Genomic DNA, 26343 nt, shown 5'->3' with positions numbered 1-26343 from the left:
GTCGGGGTCACCGAGTGCTCACACCATCACGAACGAGAATGGAACGATACGTGAAGTTTTGGCAATATGTTGACGACTTACTTGCAGTTCTAGAACCAACCGGAGTCATACGACAAATCAATCCGGCGTGGGAGAACCTGCTGGGTTTCTCTGCAGAGGAGATTGTCGGGCGAGGTCTTTCGGAGCTGATTCACGAGGAAGATAGGAAGAAACTCGCCAACGAACTCTCCGCACTTCTAGTCGACCATCCGAGGAAGCTTGAGATTAGAGTTCTGCGCAAGGACGGCTCGTATTGCTTGGTTGCATGGCAATTCACCTCCGATGGGGAGAGGTTTTATGGGGTGGGTCGCGATGTCACCCGGGAAAAGAAGCAAGAAGAACAACTTAAGCAAGCTGACCAAGTACGTCTGCACCTAGCGCTGGCCGCAGGGGAAATGGGCGCCTGGGAGTGGGACTTAAAGACTAGCGAGGTGTCTTGGCTGGAAGGGGCCGCTCAGGTACATGGCACTAGCGGCAAATGGTCACCATTTTCCGTTGAGGAGTACATGACCTATGTGCACCCGGAGGATAGGGACGCACTTGGAGATGTAATGGCTGAGGTGGCGAGAGAGGGAAAGAACCACCATGCCGAGTACCGTGTTGTCTGGGAAGATGGCACTGTGCACTGGATTGAAGCGCGCGGAGAGATGTTCTTCGATGAACTCGGCGAGCCCTCCTATATGGCGGGCGTGAGCATAGACATTACGCGACGCAAGCGCGCAGAAAAAGACAAAGAATTCCTGGTTCGGGCTACGGCAGAACTTGCGGCCTTAGTCGAGCCGCAAAGCACGCTCGACCGCTTGGCACGTCTTGCCGTGCCCGCTTTTGCCGACTGGTGTGCAATCGATATGCTTGCTGACGACGGGAGTTTGACACGCGTGTCAGTTGCACACGCAGACCCGGGAAAAGTAAAGCTTGCCGAAGAAATTCACAGGCGGTTCCCTCCTGACCCAAACATCGATGAGGGAACTTGGGGAGTAATTAGGTCTGGCCGTTCACGGTTCATTAGTGAGATTACGGACGCCATGGTCAATGCAATCATAAAAGACCCGGACCGACGCGCAATGCTGAAGGAACTTGGCATGCGTTCGTACCTTGCTGTTCCATTGTCAGCTCACGGGAAAACTACGGGAGTCATTACGTTCTTTGCGGCGGAGTCGGGCCGCTTGTACGCTGAAGATGATTTATTACTCGCCGAGGAGCTGGCACACCGGGCAGCGGTTGCAATTGAAAACGCAGAACTGTATCGAGAGCTGAAAGCGGCAGACCGAGCCAAGAATATTTTTCTTGCCACGCTGGCTCATGAGCTAAGGAATCCTCTCGCAGCCATTGTCAGCGGTCTTGCATTGGTAAAACTCACGTCGAACGACCCTGAGCGAGTTGAGCAAACTGCCGCTGTCATGACGCGGCAATCCGACTATCTCACTCGCCTAGTGGACGACCTGATGGACATTGCCCGGATTACGAGCGGAAAAATGGAGCTCAAGAAGGAGCAGGCCAGCCTTGTTTCGATTCTTAACGGTGCAATCGAGGCTTCGCGGTCGGCCATTGAGGCAGCTGGGCACCGTTTGTCCGTATCTTTGCCAGGTCAGCCTACTCCTGTTCTGGCTGATACGGTTCGCCTTGCCCAGGTATTCTCCAATCTGTTGACCAACGCCGCCAAATACACGCCTCATGGCGGGCAAATCGATGTTTCGGTTGAATGCCCTGGACCAGAGTATGTGGTACGTGTCCGTGATAACGGTGCCGGGATATCGTCAGATATGCTTGAGCATGTGTTTAAACTGTTCACTCAGGTAAAGCACCCAATCGAGACTGGCGATGGTGGCTTGGGCATTGGTCTCGCCATTGTCGAAGGTTTGGTATCCGGGCACGGCGGAAGCGTGGAAGCGCACAGCGCAGGCCCGGGCAAGGGCAGTGAATTCGTTGTTCGGCTGCCTCGCGCAACGGCAGCCGAAGTACCTGGAGTCACTTCGGAAACTGCAGTAATACAAGCTAGCACCACCAGAGCACTCAGTGTCCTCGTGGTGGATGACAACATCGACGCTGCGTCTACCCTCGCCGAAATCTTACGGATTCTTGGTCACAAAGTACTGCTCGAGAACGACGGATTGAGCGCGGTGATTACGGCGCTGGATTCTCGGCCGGAAGTCATTCTCATGGACCTTGGGCTGCCTGGAATTGACGGCTATGAGGCTGCCAGGAGAATACGTGCGGATGAACGTGGCAAGCGCAGCCGTTTAATAGCTGTCAGTGGATGGGGACAAGAAGAGGACAAGCTACGCTCCCGGGAAGCCGGATTTGATGAGCACTGGGTGAAACCAATTGGACTAGATAGGCTGAAAAACCTCTTGTAGCTAATGGTTGGCCGCAAGTGGCGGAAGCGGTTCCCATGGATATGGGGGGGCCCGCCACTGTCCTTGAGGTTTGTTGCGTCATCCGGTTACGTTTCTAGACACCCTCCCAAGGTCTCGGCTACATTTGTCGGTCTTCCTCGCCGTCCTAGAATTGCCGAGACCAGTATGAGCACAGAACAGACCGCCATTCCAAATATCGACGTGCAGGCTGTCGAGGTGTCCCTGGAGAACCTTGACCAAAACGAGCCGCCGCTACTGCTAAAGCTTGAAGCAGACACCACAATCGGATACGCGGCTATCCAAAACAATGTTCCGGTTGTTCGCGGGCTCACAATAACGAACACTAGCGGTACGTCTCTAGAGAATGTTGATGTTGCTGTCTCCTGCTCGCCGGCATTCGCTGCTCCCACGAGACTTCGCTTCGAGCGCCTAGGGCCTGGCGAAAGCCGTAAGATTGCTCCTCTGGACCTGCAGCCAGACCATTTGTATCTCGCGCAATTGGACGAGTCTGAGCGAGCGACCATCTCGGCAAAGGCTGTCGCTGAAGACAGCGAACTAGGCGACGCCTCGTATACCATCGACGTGCTCGCCTACGAGCAGTGGGCCGGCACTCGTTCGCTGCCAGAGCTGCTCGCTGCCTTCTGCATGCCAAATTCGCGCGTCGTCGACCAACTGATTAGCAAGGCTTCGTCGCTTTTGCGAGAGACGAATGCCGAGCTGCAGATGAGCGGGTACCAGGCCAAGAATCGCGAGAAGGTCTGGAAGCAGATTTCCGCGCTCTATAGTGCAATCGTCGCCGAAAACCTGCATTACTCGAACCCGCCGGCTTCATTTGGAACGGACGGCCAGAAGATTCGCACGCCGGAGCGGATTCTCGACGGTCGTGTCGCCACGTGTCTTGACCTCACCATGCTTTTCGCGTCCTGCCTGGAACAGGCCGGCATAAACCCTGTTGTGCTAGTTAAGGACGGGCATTCCTGGGTCGGGGCGTGGCTGGTCGAAAATTGCTTTCCGACGGCGCTCGTCGACGACGTACAGGCAGTCCGCAAGCGCGTAAAGTCTGGTGAGTTTATTGTTTTTGAGACAACGGGAGTCGCAACCGGGCAGAAGCCGTCTCTGCGCTGGGCGTGCTCCAAGGGAGAGGAATATCTCCATGAGGATTCCAAGTTCCTGTACGCGGTCGATATCCGCCGCGCCCGCGAGGTTCAGATTCGCCCGCTCCCGTCTCGTTCGGCGAAGGTAGACGAGCCGGTGCAGATTGCGGACTCGGCGCCTCCGGCAATCGAGGACATGCCTGCGCTGCCGCCGCTGGACCCTCTCGCAGTACCGGTCATTGAGGTCAGTATTCCTGATACTCCCGAGGGGCGTTTGGCGAAGTGGAAGAGCAAGCTGCTCGATTTGACGCTGCGGAACAAGCTGCTCAACTTCAAGCCGACGAAGACTTCGTTGCGGGTCATTTGCCCTGACCCGAATGCTCTTGAAGACAGCCTCTCGGAAGGCAAAGAATTCAAGATTCGGCCGATGCCGCAACTGATGAGTGGCTCTGACACCCGTGAAGCAGCAGTTTTCACTGCCCGCAACGGTGCATCGCCGCTGGATGCTCTGGCGCTCGATGCCCTCGGCCGCCGCGAAATCATTGTCGATGTGCCCGAAGAGAGCCTAGAGGGACGACTAGTCGAAATCTTCCGTGCAGCTGGAACGGGTTTGGAGGAAGGCGGTGCAAACACACTATTCCTGGCATTTGGCCTCCTCCAGTGGCAAGAGGACAAGGATGCGGAAGCGCAGCATCTGGCGCCCATTCTTCTCGTGCCGGTGACGTTGTCCAGACAGTCAGTGCGCAGTGGTTTCCGCCTCATCCGCCATGACGATGACGCCCTAGTCAATCCGACGCTTATACAGAAGCTCTGGCAGGACTTCAACCTGAAGCTCCCGTCGTTCGACATCCTACCCTCTGACGAGAAGGGCATCGACGTCGGCAAGGTGTTGCAGACGTTCCGGCTACATGTCGGCGAGTTGACGGGTTGGGAGGTCAAAGACCAGGTCCATCTAGGTATTTTTTCGTTCACCAAGTACTTGATGTGGAAGGACCTCCAGGACCGCCATCAACAGCTCCAGGCGAACCGTGTTGTTTCCCACCTCATCAATAATCCTGGGGAAGCATTTGCTTCCTCGGATATAGGATTTGAGCCGAGCACACTTGACGAAACCCACCGTCCACAGGACTTGTTCGCCCCCTTGTTGTCCGATTCCTCGCAGCTTCGGGCGATTTGCGTGGCCAGCGACGGCAAAAATCTAGTTGTTGAAGGCCCGCCAGGGACCGGTAAGAGCCAGACGATTACCAACCTCATCTCACACTTGCTAGCCACTGGGAAGACCGTCCTGTTCGTCTCGGAGAAGATGGCGGCGCTGGAGGTCGTGCACCGCCGGCTGAACTCGTTGGGGCTCGGTGCATTCTGCCTCGAGCTTCACTCTTCTAAGGCCAAGAAAGCCGAGGTCCTCAAGCAATTGGGCACGGCACTCGAGGCGGCCACCTCCAAGACGGTCAAAGAATGGGAGATGGAGGCCGAGCGGTTGGGAGTGCTCCGCCAGGAGCTCAACGGCGTCGCAGGCGCACTGCATCGAATTTACCCGAACGACCTCACCGTTTTCGAAGCCATCGGTACCTGCATCAAGTATGGAACCATGCGTCCGGCCCCAGTGACCTGGGCGGACGCAAACGCCCATACCCGCTCCGAGCTCGAAGCATTACGCGAGACGTCACGTCAAATGGCCGCACTCGCAAGCCAACTTTCTGACTTGCGGACACACCCACTATCCGCCGTGCGGCGAGGTGATTGGACTCCCAGCTGGCAACAGGAACTGCTGGACGCGGCTGACGCCTTGGAAAAGGCGGCAGCCAACCTTCAGTCCGGCGCTGCTGAGACGGCAAGGCTGTTCGGGCTTGATGCGTCGCTGTTCTCGCTGCGCGACTTCGAATCGTTTGACCGGCTCGCAGATACTCTCATTCGTTCCCCGCGGGTCCCGGCCGGAGTGGCCAAAGCGGCGCACGATGAGGCCGCGCGTGCCCGACTGAAAATCCTGCGTCAACATGGCCTTGCCCGTAAAGCTGCTTGGGATTCGCTTGGAGGCGCATACCGCGAAGACGTAGCGGCGCTCAATGCATCGGAGCTGAAGCTGCAGTGGGCTGAGGCGCAATCGACCTGGTGGCCGAAAAGTTGGTTTGCGAAACGTTCCCTTACTGGCCGCTTGCGCCTATTCCGGAACGACCAGGCAAGACCGAACGAAAAGGACGTCCTTCCGGTGCTCGAAGCACTGGCCAAGGTCAATGCGGAAGACAAGGCGCTAGAGTCGATGGCAGCCGAGGCGACAGTCCTACTGCAAGAGCAATATGCATCGTCGAAGACCGACTGGGACGCGGTCTCCGAAGGTGCGAAGTGGGCAGAGGAGTTTGCCGAGGCTGTAGTCCGAATGGCTGGCAGCGACCCCGAGGCAGCCCGCAGCTTGCGAGAGAAGCTGGAGCCCTTCGTGACAGAGAACCGCTCGATGCTAAAAGGCGACGGTGCCTTGGGCGCGAACCTCGTTCGCTATCGGGACGGTTATCGAGATTTGTGGTCAAAGATGCAATCTGTCGGCGAACTCGGGAACTGCGAGCAGAACCTTGGGCTCGACCCGGCGGCACCAGGTGTCATCACCCGACTCCTAGGTATGCTCCAGGGTTGGAGCCGGGCCCATCGTCAGTTACAGCCGTGGTGCTTGTGGCAGCGCTCGCGAAGCAAAGCCATTGCGCAGGGCTTGCAGGGGCTGGTTACAGCTGTCGAAGCCGGTGATGTCGGCCTTGCCGAGGTGGCGGAATACTTCGAGTACAGCTACCGCAGCTGGTGGGTCAAGAAGGCTATCGATAGAGAGCCGGCGCTGTGTACATTCTCCAGCGCCGACCACGAGAGAAAAATAGCCGAGTTCCAGGCCGTGGACGCACGATTCCAGAAGCTAACTCAGCAGTACGTTTCGGCACGACTTGCTGGGCAAATTCCGTCAATGGGTTTGCTCGTGCCGGGGGTGGAATCGGAGATGGGCAGACTGCGTCGAGAGCTCCAAAAGCAGCGCCGACACATGCCTATTCGCCAACTCGTGCAGAACCTCCCGACGCTGCTCCCGAAGCTGAAACCATGCTTGCTGATGTCGCCGCTCTCCGTCGCTCAATATCTGGACGCAGCTCATGCGCAGTTCGACGTTGTCGTCTTCGACGAAGCCTCGCAGATACCCGTCTGGGATGCCGTGGGTGCCATCGCGCGGGGCAAGCAACTCATCTGCGTTGGCGACCCGAAACAGCTCCCGCCGACCAACTTCTTCAACCGAGTGGATGACTCGGGTGACGGGGACGGCGACGGGGACGTCCAGGACCTGGAAAGCATTCTGGACGAGTGCCTGAGCATCGGCATGCCCAAGCTTGGGCTGAACTGGCACTACCGAAGCAAGCATGAGAGCCTCATCACCTTCAGTAACGTCACTTACTATGAAAACAGACTGGTCACGTTCCCGTCTCCGGTCACCGAGGACCGTGGAGTTCATTTCGAGCACGTGAAGGGGGTGTATGACCGCGGTGGTTCGAGAACGAACCGCGCCGAAGCAGACGCTATCGTCAAGGCAATCGAAAAGCACTATCTAGACCCTGCAAAGCGTAACCAGACGCTTGGCGTGGTGACGTTCAACCAGGCTCAGCAGAGCCTCATCGAGCGACTGCTTGACGAGCGCCGACGTGCTTCCGCTGCTCTAGACCAGGCGATTGCCCAGGCGACGAACGAGCCGTTGTTTGTCAAGAACCTGGAGAATGTCCAAGGCGATGAACGTGATGTTATCTATTTTTCAATCACCTACGGTCCTGACTCTGCCGGCAAGGTCAGCCTGAATTTCGGACCGCTCAATCTGGAGGGAGGCCACCGACGCCTAAACGTTGCCGTTTCCAGAGCCCGTCAAGGCGTGGTCATCTTCAGCACCTTGCTCCCAGAGCACATCGACCTGTCTAAAGTTCGCGCCGCAGGCGTACGGGACCTGAAGAACTACCTCGAATTCGCGATTCGCGGACCGAGAGCACTGGTAGAGCAGAGCTTCCCCACCGGAATGGAACCAGATAGCCCGTTTGAACGGGAGGTTATCTCGGCACTACGCGAGAAGGGTTGGGAAGTCCATCCACAGGTCGGTGTCTCCGGATACCGCATTGATATCGGCGTCGTAGACCCTCGAGCGGCCGGCCGTTACCTGCTAGGTGTTGAGTGTGACGGTCGGACGTATCACTCGGGCGCGACTGCCCGTGACCGCGACAGGTTGCGGCAGCATGTGCTGGAAGGCTTGGGGTGGCACCTGCATCGGATTTGGTCCACCGACTGGTGGCTGAACCCGGAAGAGCCAATGCGCAAGCTGTTGGCGAGGCTGGAGCAGCTCGTTGTTGCGGAGCCAGTGCAGCCTGAGCCGAGCGAGCCAAGCGGGCAGTCTGCTGAGGCAACGGAGGCTGTAGTGGAGTCCGACGATGTTGACCAGGCTAAGCTGAGGGACGCGCCGGGCGAGAACGTACAGACGTCGCCGGGTGCACTTCCTCGCTACTCTCCTGCTGTGCTGGAGAAGAGCAAACCTGAGTTGTTCTACGAGGAGCGCTCGAATGACAAGCTCCGCAACCAGCTTTTGTATGTCATCAATCACGAAGGACCCGTGGCGGAGTCGGTGCTCTTCCGACGCGTCGCTCGCGCCTGGGATTTGTCTCGCACAGGACGGCGAATCGAGGAACGATTGAGACTTCTGGCGCCGGCGAAACTTGGCTGTAGCGCTGGTGGGCTTACTGTGTACTGGCCAGAGAACACTGCGCCGGAGACATGGGATGGATTCCGGCTACCGGGCGATGACCCGGAGTCAAAGCGTGGGCTGGACGAGATTCCACGGGAGGAACTCGGCAATATTGCGCTGTTTATCCTCTCACAGCAGGGCGGAATGCGGACAGCCGACTTGCAGCGTGCTGTTTGCAAGCTGCTTGCGATTTCCAGACTGAGCGCCGATGCTGAGGCTAGGCTGAACAGGGCGTTCAGCTGTGGTCGCGCCGGAAGAATGATTGCGGCCGAGAGCCGAGAATGGAGTGGCGGAAGTGGCACTAAGGACATCAGGCCCTAGCTAAATTACCAACACTGATAACGTAAATGAAATCATATGTGCGTTTTGTTGTTCTCAGAGCTTGAGTGACAAGAAGTTGCAGAACTTTAACTGTTTCGGCGAGAATAGGCTTTAGTTGCGATGAATTGCAAAAATGAAGCCGAGCGGACAGTCTAGTTGATATTGAAGTAGCTCTCCTCAGCGCCTTCCTCATTCCAACTCGTACACTTCGACGTTCTTCCTTATTACATGGAAGGACAAATGTCTCCATTTGTTTAGCGGGATTTTGAATGACTGCTGTAATTCTACATCTCAGTGACATACATGTTCGCACACGCACGGACTGGATATTGGACAAGAGTGAAGCGGTTGCATCATGTGTTTACAGCGCGCTTCCAGATGCATCGGTAGTCTTCATTGTGATTTCTGGCGACATTGCATGGAGCGGGAAGTCTGACGAATACAAGATTGCAAAAGCATTCCTTGAAAAGGTGCGGGATGCAATCCAATCAGAGCGACCTATTCCTGTTCACTTCGTAACTGCTCCCGGCAACCACGACTGCGACTTTGACCTTAACACAAAGACGCGGACGCTTACACTTAGAAGTGTTCGCGCAGCACCGAGCGAGATAGATGAAAGCGTCATCGATACAGGGTGCCTGGTTCAGCTTCCGTACCGAGCTTTCGCAGAGGATTTGTGTACGCCCGATGAAACGAGAGTCGGCGACCAGCTATGGACGTCGCATCGCTTCACAGTGGAGGGTAAAGAGCTGATTTTCGACACGTTAAATGTCTCATGGTGCTCACAAATTCGGGAAGAGCCTGGTTCCCTGGTATTTCCCCTTGAACGTTACGCTAGGCAATCCGAGGATTATTCAGACCTTCGAGTTGTCGTTCTTCACCACCCTCTCAACTGGTTCAGCCAGTCAATCTACCATCCGTTCAGACGGTTAGTCCGCACAATCGCCAACGTCGTAATTTCGGGGCACGAACACGTTGGAGGCGTCGGTGAAGACTTCCATGCGGAAAGCGGACACAGCGCCTACATCGAGGGATGCGTGCTCCAAGACGACAAACGTCCCAATAACTCTTCATTTAACGTTGCAGAACTTAGTCTTCTAGACGGCACCTATCGGTCAACGCGGTACGCCTGGGACCCCTCCCATGGTTTCTACAGAAGTACAGAGGAAGGCTCCTGGTCAGATTTTCGCTCGTTGCCGCGCAAGAGTGTTGCGCGTTTTCAGGTAACTGAACCGTTCGAACAACTGATTACCGACGCGGGAGCAGCGTTCCAGACCCTAAAAGGTTCATCAATCAAGCTGCAGGACCTCTATGTTTTCCCCGACATGCAGGAGCCATTGGATAAGGCAGAAGTCAAACGTATTCTTAGCACGTCAATCTTGCGAGATTTGTCGCGACTTGAAAACGGCGTACTAATTTCCGGAGAAGAGAAAGTTGGAGCAACGAGCCTTCTCTATATCTTGTTTGCCCATTTCCATGAGCAAGGACTTCTTCCCGTCTACGTACGTGGGGCAGACATTCGAAGCGCCACAGAACGTGACGTAGATGCAGCCATTCGGAAGGCCGCGATTGAGCAGTACGGAGAGCTGCAGTTGGAGAAGTTCTTCCAGACTTCTTCGGCAAAAAAGGTACTTCTCCTTGATGACCTTGACGACGGACCTGTGAAGGCGGGGACGCATCGTGCCCGCTTGCTCGAGACTATCGCGGCGCGGTTCCAATATTTCGTGGTAACTGTCAGCGAGCTCTTCGATTACAAATCTACGGTCGCTCCTCATACGAGCGAAAGCATGTCTGCTCTGAAAGAGTATAACCTGCTTCAATTCGGGTACACGCTCCGCGCTCAGCTTGTTCGTCGCTGGTTTCAGCGCACGTCCGACGACGGCTCCTTGGATGAAGCAAATTTGCTAGCTATTTGCGACCGGGCCGAGCGACTGCTCGACGCCGTAATGGCCCGAAATATCGTTCCAGCGCTGCCTTTGTACCTTCTTACTCTATTGCAGAGTATGGATGCCGGTGTGTCAGGCGGCTTGGAGGAGAGCGGCCTAGGTGAGTACTATGACTTCCTAATCAAGGAAGGCTTGCGGGCAGCAGAAGTGCCGAAAAAAGACTGGGGTAAGGTTATCGAGTACTGCTCTCATTTAGCGTGGCAGATGCATGCCACAGAACACAAGGAACTGTCCAAAGAAGAAATGCGGCTCTTCACGGACCGATACTCAAAAGAAGAGCATCGAGTAGACCTCGACCACAGGCTGAACCAGCTAGTGCGTGCCCGAGTTCTTTCTCGTAGTGGCGACTATATCCGGTTCCGCTATCACTACATCTATTATTTCCTAAAGGGACGCTTCCTATCTGCGAAGCTGGACGACCTGGCTGTGCAAGCCCATATTAAGGAGTGCTGCGCTCACCTTTACGTACGCGAGAACGCTAACACTATCCTTTTTCTGGCGCACCACGCTTTCGACAATTCGGTATTCCTGTCATGTGTCGTTGAAGCGGTCAATGCACCTTTCCGGGATAGCACCCCAATTCGCTTCGTCGGGACGGACACTGAGGCCGTCGTGGAGTTCGTACGTGACCTTCCAGCTCTCAAGTACACGGGCGAGGAGCCAGAAAAGGTTCGGGAAAGGGCGAACCGCCACAAGGACGAGTTGGACAACGATTTCGACGGCATGTCCGAGACAAAGCGCGAAAACGCTGAGACCGATTTTATTGCCCAGATGGTCTCGCTGTTCAAGACAGTCGAAATACTTGGGCAGATTCTCAAGAACCAAATAGCAAACGTAGGTAGGCAAAAGCGGGTCGAGCTTTTGCAGTTGCTGATGAATGGCCCTCTTCGTGCCATTCGGGCGTATTTCGACCTATTTATGCAGGATAAGGAGCAGGCTCAGCGTGAGCTGGCGGACATCATTGCACGAAATAAGCTGGTCGACGGGGCTGAACAATGTCAGGAAGCGGCGCGGCGATTCATGGCCCAAATGGCTCAATTTACTGCATTTGGATTTATTGCCAAGGCGGTGAGCTCTGTAAGTTCCGACGACCTGCTTGAAGATATTGATTCTGCTGCCAAGACGATTGATTCGCCAGCTGCTCGGCTTATAGCGACAGGAGTTCGGCTCGACTCGCCTCGAGACTTACCTCGGCCAGAAATGCGCCGCCTGCTAGATGATATTGACACTGATTTCATTGCAACACGCGTATTGCAGATGCTGACGCTTCGCCGTCTTTACATGTTCCGTACTAGTGAACGTGACAAGCAATGGCTGGACAGTCAAGGCATTCTGGGAATACGAATGCAACACGCAGTGGATTACGGGACGAACAGGCGGAAGCAGCTGAAGCGCGCGTAGCGCCTTCAACAAAATTGCTTGGCAACTCTAGGATATAAGTATGTCTGCACTCAAACAGCTCTTTGGAATTGCCTCGTTTGCTACTAGTACCCGTCGGCCGGGAATCTCGAATGCAGACGCAGGCATTACCGAAATCAAGAGCATTGTGGACGAGGTTAAGCTCACTGATACGCTGGACCAGACCACGGAGAGTGCGCAAAGAAGCTCAGAGCAGCCTTTAGATGGCGCAGAATCGTGATGACCTTTGCATCTGGCTAATGCAAGCCAAACGATGGCCGCCATCTGCGGTCATTATCATCGAGCGTGGCGGAGGCGTGCGGAGCCGGCCGGCGGCCTACGTCCTGTGCAATCTGCTCTTTGCGGGATATCAGCAAGAATTCGTCTAGCCGAATCTAGCAATGGTCGAAAGTCGCAACGATGAATCCGGCAGGAAGAGAGGCAGGCAGCTTGGTCTTCGCTGATTGCTGCGACCCAATATGCTAACAAGACGATACTGATGTCAGAAAGAGGGCGAAGTGGGACCAAAGCCGACGATTTGACTAAGCCGGATTACTTCGGCGTGGCTGAAACCGACAGCCGGGTCTACCAAGATTAGCTGCGTACAGTGCGGCGAGAACATCCAATCGGAGTCGTCCAATGCCAGCCAGGGTTCGCTCTCTCGACAGAATTGCTGAAGCCAAGCTCGTGCTTCGGACTCTCTACCGTACCGCTCCGCAGTGAAGCCATCTGTATGGTATGGCGTAACTCCGACGATTTGAGCAGCTATATCGGCCGAAAAAATAGCACGCAGCTCTTCCAGCGAGTGGTCTACCCGCCACGAGGAACTTACGACGATGTCTAGCGGCGGGAGCTGTCTGACGGTTTGCTCGAAGAGAGGTAGGCAACTGAACAGCCCGTCGCCTCTGTCGATAGGATGAAGAACACCATCGAAATCTAAGAAAAGGACCATTCTTCTCCCGTTTGGTAGAAGGATTCCAGCGCTTGAAGCTGGCTGAGTCCCTCTGTGCCTCAACCACCTGGGCATGTTGCCACTACCTACAATGCGCCTACCGCTTGCATGCAAGAGCCATCGCTCGCCATATTTCCAAAGTACGTCACCGTCTCATCGCGGTCAACGACCCGCTCGAAACGCAGGGCTATCCTAGTTTGCCGGTGCGACGGCCTAATTCATAGTAGGTGGCGCTGCAAGTTCCTATAGCATTTGTAAGGCCATACTGAAGCTCGCTGCTCGATACGGCTCGTATCAATGGTAGGTCACCGAGATACAGTGACAGTTCCGAGACTGAGCGGTAGCATAGCTGTACACACATTGAATCTGCTCACCCACGCATGAGACGTGTTCTGTTCACAGACTATGACGGTGTATTCCACCCGGTAAGCGACCTTAAATGGTTCGAGATGCGTCTGCCGTTGGATGAATGTATCAAGCGCGGGCGGCTTTTCAGGTGGACATACGTGCTCGCGGAAATTCTCGTGCAACACCCGGAGGTCGAAATTGTCGTCCATTCAAGTTGGCGCCTTCTGCACCCTGAAAGCAAAGTGAGAGAGTTGCTCGGCCCCTTGAGTGACCGGTTTGCCGGTATTGTTCCTCGCGAGTATGACCGGGTGGACGGGATTGCAAGGTACATCCTGACCCAAGGTGTAGCCGACTACCGCATTTTGGATGACCATCCCGAATGTTTCCCCGCTAGCCCTCCCGAGCTCATTGTTTGCGACTCCGAAGAAGGGGTTTTTGACCACGCGGTCCGAGAGCGCCTTCGGGAATGGCTTGAAGGCTAGCAGCCAAGTCACCTTATGTGGTTACTTCTGCAAGAAGTAACCACATATAGGTACTTCTCTGGCAGAAAAGATTCTGACAAGCAAACACAGGTGAAGGGCATTACCCATGGCTCGGCAGAGTGTGGGAGCACATGGCGTTTGCGACTGCACGGGAGTTCAGATGCCAATGTGGGTGCTAGAGAATGTGTTCAGTTTTTAATGTCAATCTCGTTGCTAAGTCCTTGATTTCTTCAGGGGGGCACTCGCCGACCACATCGGGTAGGAACGTTGGCGCCGTGCATTCGCGGTGTCCGGCCCCGGCCTCTGCTTACAACAGAAACCCGAAAAGTCCAAATGTCGTAAGCAGTTATGTCCCCGTCGCCCAGAATCGAACGGGGGCTAGTTCAGAACTTTTTGTCGCAAAGGATGAGTTCACGTTTTATTGGCCCAGTTCAGGTTTCTATTGAAGAGAACCAGCGCAAGAGGGGTCAGCCCGTCCCTTACGAAGCTTGATTCTGATCCAAAACTAATTCCTCGCACCACCCTCTGACATGTGGCGGCGGTCGCCCACACCAGCGAGGACGGCAATGAACATTCCCGGGTTTCATGGCATGCGCGCCGGATCGGTCCTGTGGTCCGCGGCGCGCAATTTTCTGAACAACGACATGCTGACCTACGCCGCCGCGCTCGCGTACCAGCTGCTTTTTTCGCTGTTCCCGCTGTTCATTTTCCTGATTGCCCTGGTCGGCGCCTTTCATCTGCCGGATTTCATGCCCTGGCTGCTGGAGCAGGCGTCGCTCTTTCTGCCGCAACAGGCGCTGGAGCAGGTCAGGAATGTGCTCGACCAGTTGCGCCAGCCGCCCGGCGGCATCATGTCGGTCGGCGCGCTGCTGGCCCTGTGGACCGCGTCGGCCGGGATGCGGGCGACGATGAATGCGTTCAACAAGGCCTACCGCATCGAGGAGAGCCGGCCGCTCTGGGTGCTGTATCCGCTGTCCATCGTCTACACGCTGGCGATCGCTGCCCTGCTGGTCGCGTCGGCGGCGCTGCTGCTGATCGGGCCGCGCGCGATGGCGTGGCTGGAAGCCTATATCGGTTTCAGCGAGATGCTGGTGCTGGTGTGGACATGGCTGCGCTGGCCGGTGGCGGTGGTCCTGCTCAGCCTGTGCGCGGCGCTCGTCTATTACTCGGCGCCGGCGGCCCAGCCGCGGTTTCCCTATGTGACGCCCGGGGCGGTGCTGGCGGTGGTGATCTGGGTGCTCGCGTCCATCGCGTTCGAGTGGTATGTGGCCAGCTTCGCCGACTACAACGCGACCTACGGCAGCCTGGCGTCGGTGGTGCTGCTGCTGCTCTACTTCTACATTTCCGCGGCGGTGCTGCTGTTCGGCGCGGAGATCAATGCCGTCATCGCGCGCCGGGGCGGGCCGGACGCGATGGCGGCCGCCGGCAAGCCGGGCGCGCGTCAGCCGGCCGCCGCGCGCGCCTGACCCGGGTGGCAGCGCAACGGCGGCGTGCTCCGCTCAGTCGAAGTCGTACATCCTGTCGTCCCGTGAGCGTCGCCTCAGCAGATACCAGGCGCCGCCGACGATCGCGGTCGCGACCAGCGCCTTGGTCACGAAGCCTTTCGGGTTGTGCCGCAGCTCGGCGCGCGCGCCCATCTCGCCGAAGATGTTGGGAATGTGGCCGCGCATGAGGTCCTGTCCGATGCCTTCCACCATGTTGACCCGGTCGGCGAAGAGCAGCAGCAGCCAGTGGCGGATGTCGTTCTCGCTGAGCTTGTAGGCGACGTCGCGGATCTTGCCGCTCAGCCCGGAGGGCGGCGCGCTGGTGCCGAATACCGGCGTGACGCCGGGGCGCTCGGTGGAGTGGTAGACCTTCATCCTGATCGGCTGGTCCTGCGGCCGGTCCCAGTGCAGGCCCTCGAGGCGCGGCGGTGTGCGCTCCATCGGGTAGGCGGGACGGTTCCTGTGGTCGAGATCGACGCCCCAACCCTGTATGTGCGAGTAGTCGCGCTGCATCCGCTGGCCGGGCGCGACCGAAGGCGAATGCTGGCCGCTGCGGTCGCGCTCCATGTCGGGCGGCGGAGACTGCTGGCCGGTGGCCGTGTTGATGTGCTGTGTAGGCATGATGAGTCGCTCCTTGATTGGCTGATGCGGCTGCGTCAGTGGACCAGTTGCAGGCCGGCCGCGGCCGGCGGGATGAGGATGGTCTTGATGCAGTTGTCGAGCTTGCTGGAGAAGATGTGATAGGCGTCCGACACTTCTTCCAGCGGCACCCGGTGGGTGATGATCTGCTTCGGATCGATGTGGCCGGCCTGGATGTGCTCGATCAGCCGCGGCAGGTGGCGCTTGACGCTCGCCTGGTTCATGCGCAGCGTGAGGCCCTTGTTGAGCGCATTGCCGATCGGGACCGCGTTGAAGGTCGGGCCGTAGACGCCGACGATCGAGACCGTGCCGCCCTTGCGCACCGAGTTGATCGCCCAGTGCAGCGCGGTGGCGGCGCCGGCCTGGATCGGGATGTAGCGGCCGGTCAGGCTCTGCACCGCGTTGCCGGCGGCCTCGCAGCCGACGGCGTCGATGCAGACGTCGGCGCCCAGCCAGTCGGTCATCTTCTTGATGTGCTCCGCCATGTCGCGCACGTCCTTGAAGTTGACCACTTCGCACTGCGCGAAGGTCTTCACGAAATCGAGCCGGTAGTCCACGTGGTCGACCACGATCACGCGGCCGGCGCCGAACATCCAGGCGCACTTGGCGGCGAAGATGCCGACCGGGCCGGCGCCGAACACCACCACCGTGTCGCCCTGCTCGATCTCGCCCATCTCGGCGGCCTGGTAGCCGGTCGGGTAGGCATCGGTGAGCAGCACCGCGTCCTCCACGTGCAGGTCTTTCGGTATCACCGTCGGGCCGATGTCCGCCATCGGCACGCGCACGTACTCGGCCTGGCCGCCCTCGTAGCCGCCGGCGGTGTGGGAATACCCGTAGATGGCGCCGACCGCGGAGGCTTCCGGATTGGTGTTGTGGCAGTTACCGTACAGCTCCTTCTGGCAGAAGAAGCAGGTGCCGCAGAAGATGTTGAAAGGCACGAGCACATGGTCGCCGACCTTGAGGTTCTGTACCGAGGGGCCGACCTCCTCCACCACGCCGGTGAATTCATGGCCGAAGGTCATGCCCACGCGGGTGTCGGGCACCAGCCCGTGATACAGGTGCAGGTCGGACCCGCAGATGCAGGATCGGGTGACGCGGATGATGGCGTCGTTCGGATGCTCGATGACGGGGTCGGGCTTTTGCTCGGCGCGAACCCGGAAGGGGCCTCGGTAATTCATGGCTAGCATGCTGCGCTCCTCGTGAAGACTACGATCAATGCGGCGACGTGCACGATGCGGGTGCGCGCGTGCGGCGGGCGCGGGTGTTCCCTGTGCGACTGTGCCGGGGTTCCTGATATGACCCGGGAAGTGATGAAAGTTTCATGAATGGCGGCCGCGCGCGCCGGCGGACGGTTTTCGCCGCGCGCAGGGGCAAAAAAATTTGCAGGCTTTCCGCTCGCCGTGGTTCAATTTCCGCCCGATATTGAAGGCTGGACAATCGGTCTTGCCGCCGTGACAACCCGGCTCTTCCACGCACAGTTCATTCCGACCATGCCCGACACCCTGCAACCCGGCTTCATCACCCTGCACGGCAACCAGCTCGAGCAGCTGCGCGCCGCGGTTTTCGACTGGCTGCGGATGCATCCGCTCGGCCCGCTCGAACAGGAGACCTTCCTCGTGCAGTCGAACGGCGTGGCGGAATGGCTGAAGATCGCGCTGGCGCAGGAGAACGGCGTGTGCGCGGCGACCGAGGTAACGCTGCCCGGCCGCTTCCTGTGGCAGGCCTATCGCAAGGTGCTGGGGAGCGACGCGGTCGCGCGGCGCTCGGCCTTCGACCGCGCGCCGCTGACCTGGCGCCTGATGCGGCTGCTGCCGGCGCTGGCCGCGCAGCCGGGCTTCGCGCCGCTGCGGCACTTTCTGCGCGACGGCGACCCGGAGCGGCGGCTGCAGCTGGCGCAGCGGCTGGCCGACCTGTTCGACCAGTACCAGGTGTACCGGGCGGACTGGCTCGGCGACTGGGCGCGCGGCGCGGATGTGCTGCGTCCGGCGCGGGGAGAGCCGGTCGCGCTCGGCGAGGACCAGCGCTGGCAGGCGCTGCTGTGGCGGGCCGTCATGGACAGCGTGGACCACGGCGAACGCGAGCAGGGACGCGCCGCGGTGCATCTGCGGTTCGTCGACATGCTGCGCAACGGGAAGCCCTCGCTCGCCGGGCTGCCGCGCCGGGTGGTGGTGTTCGGCATCTCGGCGCTGCCGTACCAGAACCTGGAGGCGCTGGCCGCGCTGTCGACCCGCATGCAGGTGCTCGTCGCCGTGCCCAATCCCTGCCGTTTCCACTGGGGCGACATCATCAGCGGGCGCGAACTGCTCGGCGCGCAGCGCCGCCGCCAGGCGCTGCGCGACGGCCGCGACCTCGCCGGAGTGCCGCCGGAGGAGCTGCATGCCTACAGCCACCCGCTGCTGGCGGCATGGGGCCGCCTCGGGCGCGACTTCATCCGCATGCTCGACGAGTTCGACGACGACGCGCAGACGGCGCTGAACCATCCCGCGCTGCGCGTGGACCTGTTCAGCGACGACGAGGGCGACTGCCTGCTGGCGCAGGTGCAGGCCGCGGTGCGCGACATGACGCCGGTGCGCGAACATGCGCGCACGCGCCCGGCGGAGGATGACCGCTCGATCGAATTCCATGTCGCCCACAGCGCGCAGCGCGAGGTCGAGGTGCTGCACGACCGCCTGCTGAGCCTGCTGGCCGAGCCCGGCTCGACGCCCCTGCGCCCGCGCGACATCATCGTCATGGTGCCCGACATCGACGTCTTTTCGCCCGCCATCCGCGCGGTATTCGGCCAGTACGGCGAACGCGACAGGCGCCACATCCCGTTCGCGATCGCCGATACCAGCGAGCGCCAGGGCAACCCGCTGCTGGTGGCGCTCGACTGGCTGCTGCGCCTGCCGGAACAGCGCTGCCTGCAGAGCGAAGTGCGCGACCTGCTCGACGTGCCGGCGATCGCCGCGCGCTTCGGCGTGGACGAGGCGGACCTGCCGCGGCTGGCGCAATGGATCGCCGAATCGGGCGTGCGCTGGGGGCTGGACCATGCGCACCGCGAGAGCCTCGGCCTCGGGCCGGCGGGCGAGCACAATGCCTGGATCTTCGGCATGCGCCGCATGCTGCTCGGATATGCCAGCGGCAACGGCGGTCCCTGGGCCGGCATCGAGCCCTACGGCGAGGTGGGCGGCCTCGATGCCGGTCTGGCCGGCTGCCTGGCCGCGCTGGTCTCTTCGCTGCTGGAATGGCGGCAGGTGCTGAATACGCCCGCGCCGCCGGCGCAATGGGGCGAGCGCGCGCGCAGGCTGCTGTCGGCATTCTTCCTTGCCGGGGACGAAGCCGGCCGGCTGCTGCTGTCGCGCCTCGATCAGTGCCTGCAAGCCTGGCTGGACGACTGCGACAGCGCCGGCTTCGCGGAAGAGATTCCGCTGGCGGTCGCGCGCGAGGCCTGGCTCGGCGGCATCGACGAGCAGTCGCTGACGCAGCGTTTCGTCTCCGGCGGCGTGACCTTCTGCACGCTGCTGCCGATGCGCGCCGTGCCGTTCCGCGTGGTCTGCCTGCTCGGCATGAACGACGGCGACTTTCCGCGGCGCGCCCAGCGCGCCGACTTCGACCTGCTCGCCGCGCCGCAGATGGCCCGGCCCGGCGACCGCGCGCGGCGCGAGGACGACCGCTACCTGATGCTGGAGGCGCTGCTGTCGGCGCGCGACAAGCTTTACATCAGCTGGTGCGGCCGCAATGTGCGCGACAACACCGAGCAGCCGCCCTCGGTGCTGGTGGCCCAGCTGCGGGATTATCTCGCGGCGGGCTGGGATCTCGATCCCGCCGGCCTGACCGTCGAACATCCGCTGCAGCCTTTCTCGCGCCGCTATTTCGAGGAAGGCGGCCTGCACACCTGGGCGCGCGAATGGCTGGCCGCGCACGAGGCGCGCGACAGCGGGAGCGCCGCGCCGCTGCCCGAGTTCCGCCCCGAGCCGGGTTTCACGCTGCAGCTCGCCGCGCTCGCGCGCTTCATCCGCCACCCGGTGCGGCAGTTCTTCCGCCAGCGGCTGCAGGTGGTGTTCGAGGCCGACGACGGCGGCGCGCAGGACGACGAACCGCTGGCCATCGACGGGCTGCAGCATTACCAGCTGTGCCAGCAGATGCTCGACGACGAAGGCCAGCCGGAGGCGCCCGACGACGCCGAGGCCGCGCTGCGCGAGCGCGCCGCCCGCCTCGCCAGGCGCGGCCTGCTGCCGCTCGGCGCCGCCGGCGCGCGCATGCAGGAGGAGCTGGCGCGGGAACTGCTGCCGGCGCGGCGCGCCTGGCTGACGCTGTGCGCGCGCTACCCCGGCGCGGCCGCCAAGCTGCGCGTCTCGGTGCCGCTCGACGACGAGCTGCGGCTGGAGGACTGGGTGGACAGGATGCGCGGCGACGGCAGCGAGGAAGTGTGGCTGATGCAGACCGCCTCCACCCTGCTCGACAAGCACGCGAAGACGCCGGCGCCGAAACGGCCGGCGCTGATCGACGGCTGGCTGCGGCAGCTGGCCGCCGCCGCGATGGGCAGGCCGGTGACCGGTTACCTGGTGGGACGCGATGCGGTGGTCGTGCTGTCGCCGCTGGAGCCGGCCGAGGCGCAGGTGACGCTGAGCGGCCTGCTGCACGCGTGGAAGCAGGGCATGCGGCAGCCGCTGCCCACCGCCTGCAGGACCGGCCTGACGCTGGTCGACGGCGGCAGCGCCGCGCAGTGCGCGCAGTGTTACGACGGCGGTTACGACAACCGGCCGCCGGCGGAAGCCGGTGAAGACGCCTGTCTCGCCCGCCTGTGGCCCGACTTCGACAGCCTGGCGGCCGATCCCGGCTGGGAAAGCGCGAGCCGGCAGTTGTACGGACCGCTCGCGGACTGGGCCGGCCGCGCATTGCAGGTGATGCCATTCGATCAGATTTCCGGCGCGAAGGAGGCCGCATGAGCCAGGACCTGGATCCGCTACGTTTTCCGTTGCATGGCAGCCGCCTGATCGAGGCGAGCGCGGGCACCGGCAAGACATGGACCATCGCCGCGCTCTACGTGCGCCTGGTGCTCGGCCACGGCGGCGGGGACGGCTTCTGCCGGCCGCTGCTGCCGTCCGAGATCCTGGTCATGACCTTCACGCGCGCCGCCACCCGCGAGCTGTCGGACCGCATCCGCCAGCGCCTGGTGCAGGCCGCGCGCTGCTTCCGCGGCGAATCGGAGGCCGACGATTGCTTCCTGCGCGCGCTGCTGGTCGACTACCCCGATACCGCCCGGCGCAGCGAGGCCGCGCACCGGCTGGCGCTGGCGGCGGAAGCGATGGACGACGCCGGCATCTTCACCATCGATGCCTGGTGCCAGCGCATGCTGCGCGAGCATGCCTTCGACAGCGGCAGCCTGTTCAACGAAGAGCTCGTCGGCAGCGAGGACGCGGTGTTCGCCGAGGCGGTGCGCGATTACTGGCGGCGCCATGTCTACGCGCTCGACGACGGTGGGCTGCGGCGCCTGCAGGAGTGCTGGCCGGATTTCCACGCGCTCGAGTCCACGATACGGCCGCTGGTGGAGCGCGTCCATCTGCTCGGCGATGCCGGAGAGGAGAGCCTCGCCGCGCTCATCCGCCGCGCCTGGTCCGAGCAGCAGCAGGCGGCGGCGGCCCTGAAGGCCGGCTGGGCGGACCGCATCGCCGACATGGAAGCCTGGATTCTCGCCAACCGCAAGGCGCTCGACGGCAACAAGCTGCGCAACGCCACGGTGGAAAAATGCATGGCCGCGCTGCGCGCCTGGGCGGAGGATGAACAGGCCCTGCAGCCGGGGCCGGTGCCCGACGGCGCCTGGGCGCGGCTCACGCCGTCCGGGCTGGCGCAGGTGTGCAAGGACAAGTCGCTCGTGCCGCCGGCGGTATTCGCCGAGCATGAAGCACTGCATGCGGCGCTGGCGGAGATACAGCCGCCGGGCCCGCGCCTGATGCAGCATGCGGCGTGCGCGATCGCCCGCCGCATCGCCCAGATCAAGCAGCGGCGGCGCCAGTTCGGCTTCGCCGACATGCTGGCGCGCCTGCGCGCGGCGCTCGAGGGCGCCAATCGCGACGCCCTGCGCGCGCGCATCGTCGCGCAATATCCGGTCGCGCTGATCGACGAATTCCAGGACACCTCACCCGACCAGTACCGGATCTTCGACCTGCTCTATCGGGTGCGCGACAACGAGCCGCGCTGCGGCCTGTTCCTGATCGGCGATCCGAAGCAGGCCATCTATGGTTTCCGCGGCGCCGACATCCACAGCTATCTCGACGCGCGCCGCGCGACCGAGGGACGGCATTACCGTCTCGGCACCAACTTCCGCTCCACCGGGGCGCTGGTGCGCGCGGTCAACCATGTCTTCCTGCATGCGGAGGGCGACGGCGACGGCCGCCCGGGCCATCCGGCAGGCGCCTTCCGCTTCCGCCGCGGCGGCGACAATCCGCTGCCGTTCGAGCCGGTCGGCGCGCAGGGCAGGAAGGAGCGGTTGGTGCGCGGGGCGGTGCCGGCGCCGGCGCTGACGATGTGGTGCAACCGCACCGACGGCCTCAATGCCGAATCCTACCGGGCCCACTTCGCCGCGCTGTGCGCGGAAGAAATCGTCGCGCTGTTGTCCGACCCGGACGCCGGCTTCGAGAGCGAGGAGGGCTTCCGCCGCCTGCGCCCGGCCGACATCGCGATCCTGGTGCGCAGCCGCAGCGAGGCGGCCGCGGTGCGGCTGGCCCTGCGCCGGCGCGAAGTCAAGAGCGTCTACCTGTCGGACAAGGATTCGGTCTACCGCACCGAAGAGGCCGCCGACGTGCTGCGCTGGCTCAGGGCCGTCGCCAGCCCGGTCGACAGCGGCCTCGCGCGCGCCGCCTTCGCCACCCGCAGCGCGGGCCTGTCGCTGGCGGCGCTGGCGGAACTGGCCGCCGACGATCTGGCCTGGGAAGCGCGGGTGGAGCAGCTCAAGGGGCTGCGCCTGGTCTGGCAGCGCCAGGGCGTGCTCGCCATGCTCAGGCGCTTCATCCACGAACTCGACCTGCCGGCGCGCCTGCTCGGCGGCGCCGACGGCAGCGGCGGCGAACGCCGCCTCACCGACTTGCTGCACCTGGCCGAACTGCTGCAGGCCGCCAGCCAGAAGCTCGATGGGGAGCAGGCACTGATCCGCTGGCTGGCGGACCAGATCGAACACGACAGCGAAGGCGGCGACGAGCGCATCCTGCGACTGGAGAGCGATGCCGAACTGGTCAAGGTCGTCACCGTGCACAAGTCCAAGGGGCTGGAGTATCCGCTGGTCTTCCTGCCCTTCGGCGTCACCGCGACCCGGGTGGAGAAGCGCCGCCACAGCTTTTATGAATTCGTCGACGCCGACGGCCGCCGCCACCTGGATTTCGCGCTCACCGAGGAAGCGCGCCAGAAGATGGACGATGCGCGCCTCGACGAAGACCTGCGGCTGTTCTATGTCGCGCTGACTCGCGCGCGCCACGCGCTCTGGATAGGCGTGGCGTCGCTGCGCAAGGAATTGCATCGCGCGGCGCTCGGCTACCTGATGCAGGGCGGCGAAGAAATCGGCGAAGGCGCCCTGATGTCCGCGCTCGAGACCCTGTGCCGGGGCTGCGATGCGATCGCGCTCGAGGACAGGAGCGAGATGCCCGGCATCAGCCTGCTCGCCGCGCGCGGCGAAGAGAACCTCCTGCGTGCCGCCCTGCCGCGCTACGACGCGGGTTTCGAGCGCAACTGGGGCATCGCCAGCTATACCTCGATCACGCGGGACGTGGGCGCCATGCCGGCGCCCGTGTCCGCCGCCGAGGAAAAGCTGATCGACCAGGATGACAGCGAGCTGTCATCCGCGCCGGAGGATACGCCCTGGCATCGCTTCCCGCGCGGCTCGCTGCCCGGACAGTTCCTGCACGCCCAGATGGAGTGGATGGCGGCGGAGGGCTTTGTCTGCGCGCGCGACGACGGCTTCGCCGACATGCTGCTGCGGCGCTGCGAGCGCGCGGGCTGGGCGCACCGCGGCGAGGATGCGGTGACATGGCTGCGCGCGGTCGCCACCACCGCGCTGCCGCCGCTCGGCACCGCGCTCGCCGATCTCGGTACCGCATGGCCGGAGATGGAGTTCTGGCTGCCGGCGGACGGCCTGGACACCGGCGCGCTCGATGCGCTGTGCCGCGAGCACCTGCTCGGCGGCCGTGCCCGGCCGGCGCTGCAGCAGCGCGCATTGCAGGGCATGCTGCGCGGCTTCCAGGATCTGGTGTTCGAGCATGACGGGCGATACTGGGTGCTGGACTACAAGTCGAACGCGCTCGGCCGCGGCGATGCCGCCTATCATGCCGGCGCGCTGGAAGAAGCCATCGCCGTGCATCGCTACGACGTGCAGGGCCTGATCTATCTGCTCGCGCTGCACCGCCTGCTGCGCGCCCGTCTCGGCGCCGGCTACGATCCCGCCGCCTGCCTCGGCGGCGCGGTGTTCTTTTTCATGCGCGGCATAGGCAACGCGGCGACACGCGGCTGCAGCCTGCTGGCGCCGGCGCCCGACCTGCTGGAGCAGGCCGACGCGCTGTTTGCCGACGCCCTGGCCGGAGTGAGCGAATGACACAGTTGTCCGATATCCAGAACGAACTGCACGCGCTGGCCGAGCAGGGCCTGCTGCGGCGGCTCAGCCCGGCGTTCTCCGCCTTCATTGCCTCGCTCGACACCGCGCCGGCGCCGGACGCGCTGCTGCTGTGCTCGGCGCTGGTCTGCGAACTCGAGGGCCGCGGCCACAGCTGCCTCGACCTCAACGATCTGCATCCGCACCCGGGACGCCTGCTGTCGTGGGAGGCGGATACCTGGCGCGCGCTGCAGGCGCGCGGCGAACTGCCGCACGACGCCCGGGCATGGCGGCAGGCGCTGTCCGGGTGCAGGCAGGTGAGGGTGACGCCGGCGCCGGACCAGCAGCAGCCGCTGGTGCTCGACGGCGACCGTCTCTATCTGCGCCGCTACTGGTGCGATGAAACGCTGGTGGCGGAATCGGTGACCTCCCGCGCGCGCGCCGCAGGCTCGCCCGACACCGCCGCGCTGCGCGACTGGCTCGACCGCCTGTTCGGCGCCGCCGCCGGGAGCGACGAGCCGGACTGGCAGAAGGCCGCGTGCGCGCTCGCCTTGCGCAGCCATTTTTCGATCATCACCGGCGGTCCCGGCACCGGCAAGACCTATACCGCGGCGCGCCTGCTGGCGCTGCTGTATGCGCTGGCGCCGGACGCGCGCGAGTTGCGCGTCGCGCTCGCGGCGCCCACCGGCAAGGCGGCCACCCGTCTCAAGCAATCGATCGACGGCGCGCTCGCCGACCTCGCCGGCAAGGTCGGCGAGCTGCCGCTGGCCGAGCTGACCGCCGGCATGCCCGCCACCACCCTGCACAGCCTGCTCGGCGCCCGGCCCGATACCCGCAGGCCGCGCCACCATCGCGGCAATCCGCTCGACATCGACGTTCTGATCGTCGATGAAGCCTCGATGGTGCATCTCGAAATGATGGCCGCCCTGCTCGACGCGCTGCCGGCCCCGGCGCGGCTGATCCTGCTCGGCGACAAGGACCAGCTGGCGTCGGTCGAGGCGGGCGCGGTGCTCGGCGACCTGTGCCGCGACGCGGAGGAGGGCGCGTGGTCGGACGAGACCATGGCCTATCTGCATGCGGCGACCGGACATGCGATCCCCGGCCGCTATCGCGGTAACGGCGGACCGGTGGCCCAGCAGACGGTGATGCTGCGCGTGAGCCGCCGCTTCGGCGGCCCGATCGGCGCGCTCGCGCGGGCGGTCAACGACGGCGAGGTGGAGGCCGCGCAGGCGGTGCTGCGTGCGCGGGAGCGGGGCGTGCTGGCGTGGAACGAACATGCGCGCCAGAGCGAGGTGCTCGACCTGGCGCTGCATGGCAGGGAGGGCGCGCCCGCCAGCCTCGCGCGCTATCTCGCGCTGCTGCGCGCCGGTCCGCCGCATGAAGGCGGACACGAGCAGTGGGTGCGCGAGGTGCTCGCCGCGTTCGACGAATTCCGCATCCTGTGCGCGGTGCGCGCCGGCGACTGGGGCGTGGCCGGCATCAATGCCGCGATCGAGGCGCGCCTGACGGAGACCGGCGTGCTCGCCTGCCGCGGCGAATGGTATCCCGGGCGCCCGGTGATGGTCACCCGCAACGATCCGGGGCTGGGCGTCTACAACGGCGATGTCGGCATCACGCTGCCGGATCCGGGCAGGCGCGGCTCGCTGCGGGTGTATTTCGGCGCGGGCGACACGGTGCGCAGCGTGCTCGCGACCCGCCTGCCCCAGGTGGAGACGGCGTTCGCGATGACGGTGCACAAGGTGCAGGGATCGGAATTCCTGCATGCGGCGCTGGTCCTGCCGCCGGTCGCGCCCCAGCTGATCGCGCGCGAACTGATCTATACCGGCATCACGCGGGCCAGGGAATACTTCACGCTGCTGTCGCCGGAGCCGGCGGTGGCGGCGGAAGCGATCGCGCGGCGCACGACGCGCGCCAGCGGACTGGAGGCGAGGGTGGGGGGCGAATCCTAACGCGGCCAGGCCGCACCCGACCGGGGAACGCGCCGC

At 62.5% G+C, this 26343-nt stretch carries 12 protein-coding genes; 9 read left to right on the top strand and 3 right to left on the bottom strand.

The window, feature by feature from the left end:
- Positions 1-38 precede the first annotated feature (38 nt).
- The 4 genes from NCCP691_RS18865 to NCCP691_RS18850 all read left to right on the top strand — a co-directional run bounded on the left by NCCP691_RS18865 (position 39) and on the right by NCCP691_RS18850 (position 12137).
- Positions 39-2396 carry a hybrid sensor histidine kinase/response regulator gene (locus NCCP691_RS18865; RefSeq protein WP_220810113.1) on the top strand — a complete coding sequence of 786 codons (2358 nt, stop codon included), beginning with the start codon at positions 39-41 and terminating at the stop codon, positions 2394-2396.
- A gap of 165 nt (positions 2397-2561) precedes the next feature.
- The gene (gene proA / locus NCCP691_RS18860; RefSeq protein ID WP_220810112.1) at positions 2562-8552 is read left to right on the top strand and encodes an anti-phage protein ProA; all 5991 of its coding nucleotides are present in this window, start codon (positions 2562-2564) and stop codon (positions 8550-8552) included.
- 269 nt (positions 8553-8821) lie between these two features.
- Positions 8822-11899 (top strand): anti-phage protein, encoded by a 3078-nt coding sequence (locus tag NCCP691_RS18855; RefSeq protein ID WP_220810111.1) that lies wholly within the window; start codon positions 8822-8824, stop codon positions 11897-11899.
- Between the two features lie 40 nt (positions 11900-11939).
- Complete coding sequence (locus tag NCCP691_RS18850; protein WP_220810110.1) at positions 11940-12137, top strand: hypothetical protein; 198 nt, start codon at positions 11940-11942, stop codon at positions 12135-12137.
- A gap of 261 nt (positions 12138-12398) precedes the next feature.
- On the opposite strand, the gene NCCP691_RS21640 is transcribed toward NCCP691_RS18850, so the two are convergent.
- On the bottom strand, positions 12399-12848 hold the full coding sequence (locus tag NCCP691_RS21640) for an HAD domain-containing protein (protein ID WP_220810109.1): 450 nt from the start codon (positions 12846-12848) through the stop codon (positions 12399-12401).
- 380 nt (positions 12849-13228) lie between these two features.
- On the opposite strand from NCCP691_RS21640, the gene NCCP691_RS18840 reads away from it, so the two are divergent.
- Together NCCP691_RS18840 and NCCP691_RS18835 are read left to right on the top strand one after the other, a co-directional pair.
- Positions 13229-13678: an HAD domain-containing protein gene (locus NCCP691_RS18840; protein WP_220810108.1), complete on the top strand. Its 450-nt coding sequence runs from the start codon at positions 13229-13231 to the stop codon at positions 13676-13678.
- Positions 13679-14244: 566 nt separating this feature from the next.
- Complete coding sequence (locus tag NCCP691_RS18835) at positions 14245-15144, top strand: YihY/virulence factor BrkB family protein (protein ID WP_220810107.1); 900 nt, start codon at positions 14245-14247, stop codon at positions 15142-15144.
- A gap of 33 nt (positions 15145-15177) precedes the next feature.
- Here the strand turns inward: NCCP691_RS18835 and NCCP691_RS18830 are convergent, their stop codons facing one another.
- Positions 15178-15783 (bottom strand): hypothetical protein, encoded by a 606-nt coding sequence (locus NCCP691_RS18830; protein ID WP_220810106.1) that lies wholly within the window; start codon positions 15781-15783, stop codon positions 15178-15180.
- 35 nt (positions 15784-15818) lie between these two features.
- Positions 15819-16988, bottom strand: coding sequence for a zinc-dependent alcohol dehydrogenase (locus tag NCCP691_RS18825; protein ID WP_220810105.1), 1170 nt, complete (start codon positions 16986-16988; stop codon positions 15819-15821).
- Positions 16989-17252: 264 nt separating this feature from the next.
- On the opposite strand from NCCP691_RS18825, the gene recC reads away from it, so the two are divergent.
- The 3 genes from recC to recD are packed head-to-tail and all read left to right on the top strand — an operon-like array spanning position 17253 to position 26307.
- Positions 17253-20729: an exodeoxyribonuclease V subunit gamma gene (gene recC / locus NCCP691_RS18820; protein WP_309295128.1), complete on the top strand. Its 3477-nt coding sequence runs from the start codon at positions 17253-17255 to the stop codon at positions 20727-20729.
- Complete coding sequence (gene recB / locus NCCP691_RS18815) at positions 20726-24361, top strand: exodeoxyribonuclease V subunit beta (protein WP_220810104.1); 3636 nt, start codon at positions 20726-20728, stop codon at positions 24359-24361. The genes recC and recB overlap by 4 nt, the downstream gene beginning before the upstream one ends.
- Positions 24358-26307: an exodeoxyribonuclease V subunit alpha gene (gene recD / locus NCCP691_RS18810; protein ID WP_220810103.1), complete on the top strand. Its 1950-nt coding sequence runs from the start codon at positions 24358-24360 to the stop codon at positions 26305-26307. The genes recB and recD overlap by 4 nt, the downstream gene beginning before the upstream one ends.
- Positions 26308-26343: the final 36 nt, after the last annotated feature.

It is taken from the genome of Noviherbaspirillum aridicola (assembly GCF_019656455.1).
In the GTDB taxonomy this organism is placed as follows: Bacteria; Pseudomonadota; Gammaproteobacteria; order Burkholderiales; family Burkholderiaceae_D; genus Noviherbaspirillum; species Noviherbaspirillum aridicola.
This window is presented reverse-complemented; position numbering and strand designations above follow the sequence as displayed.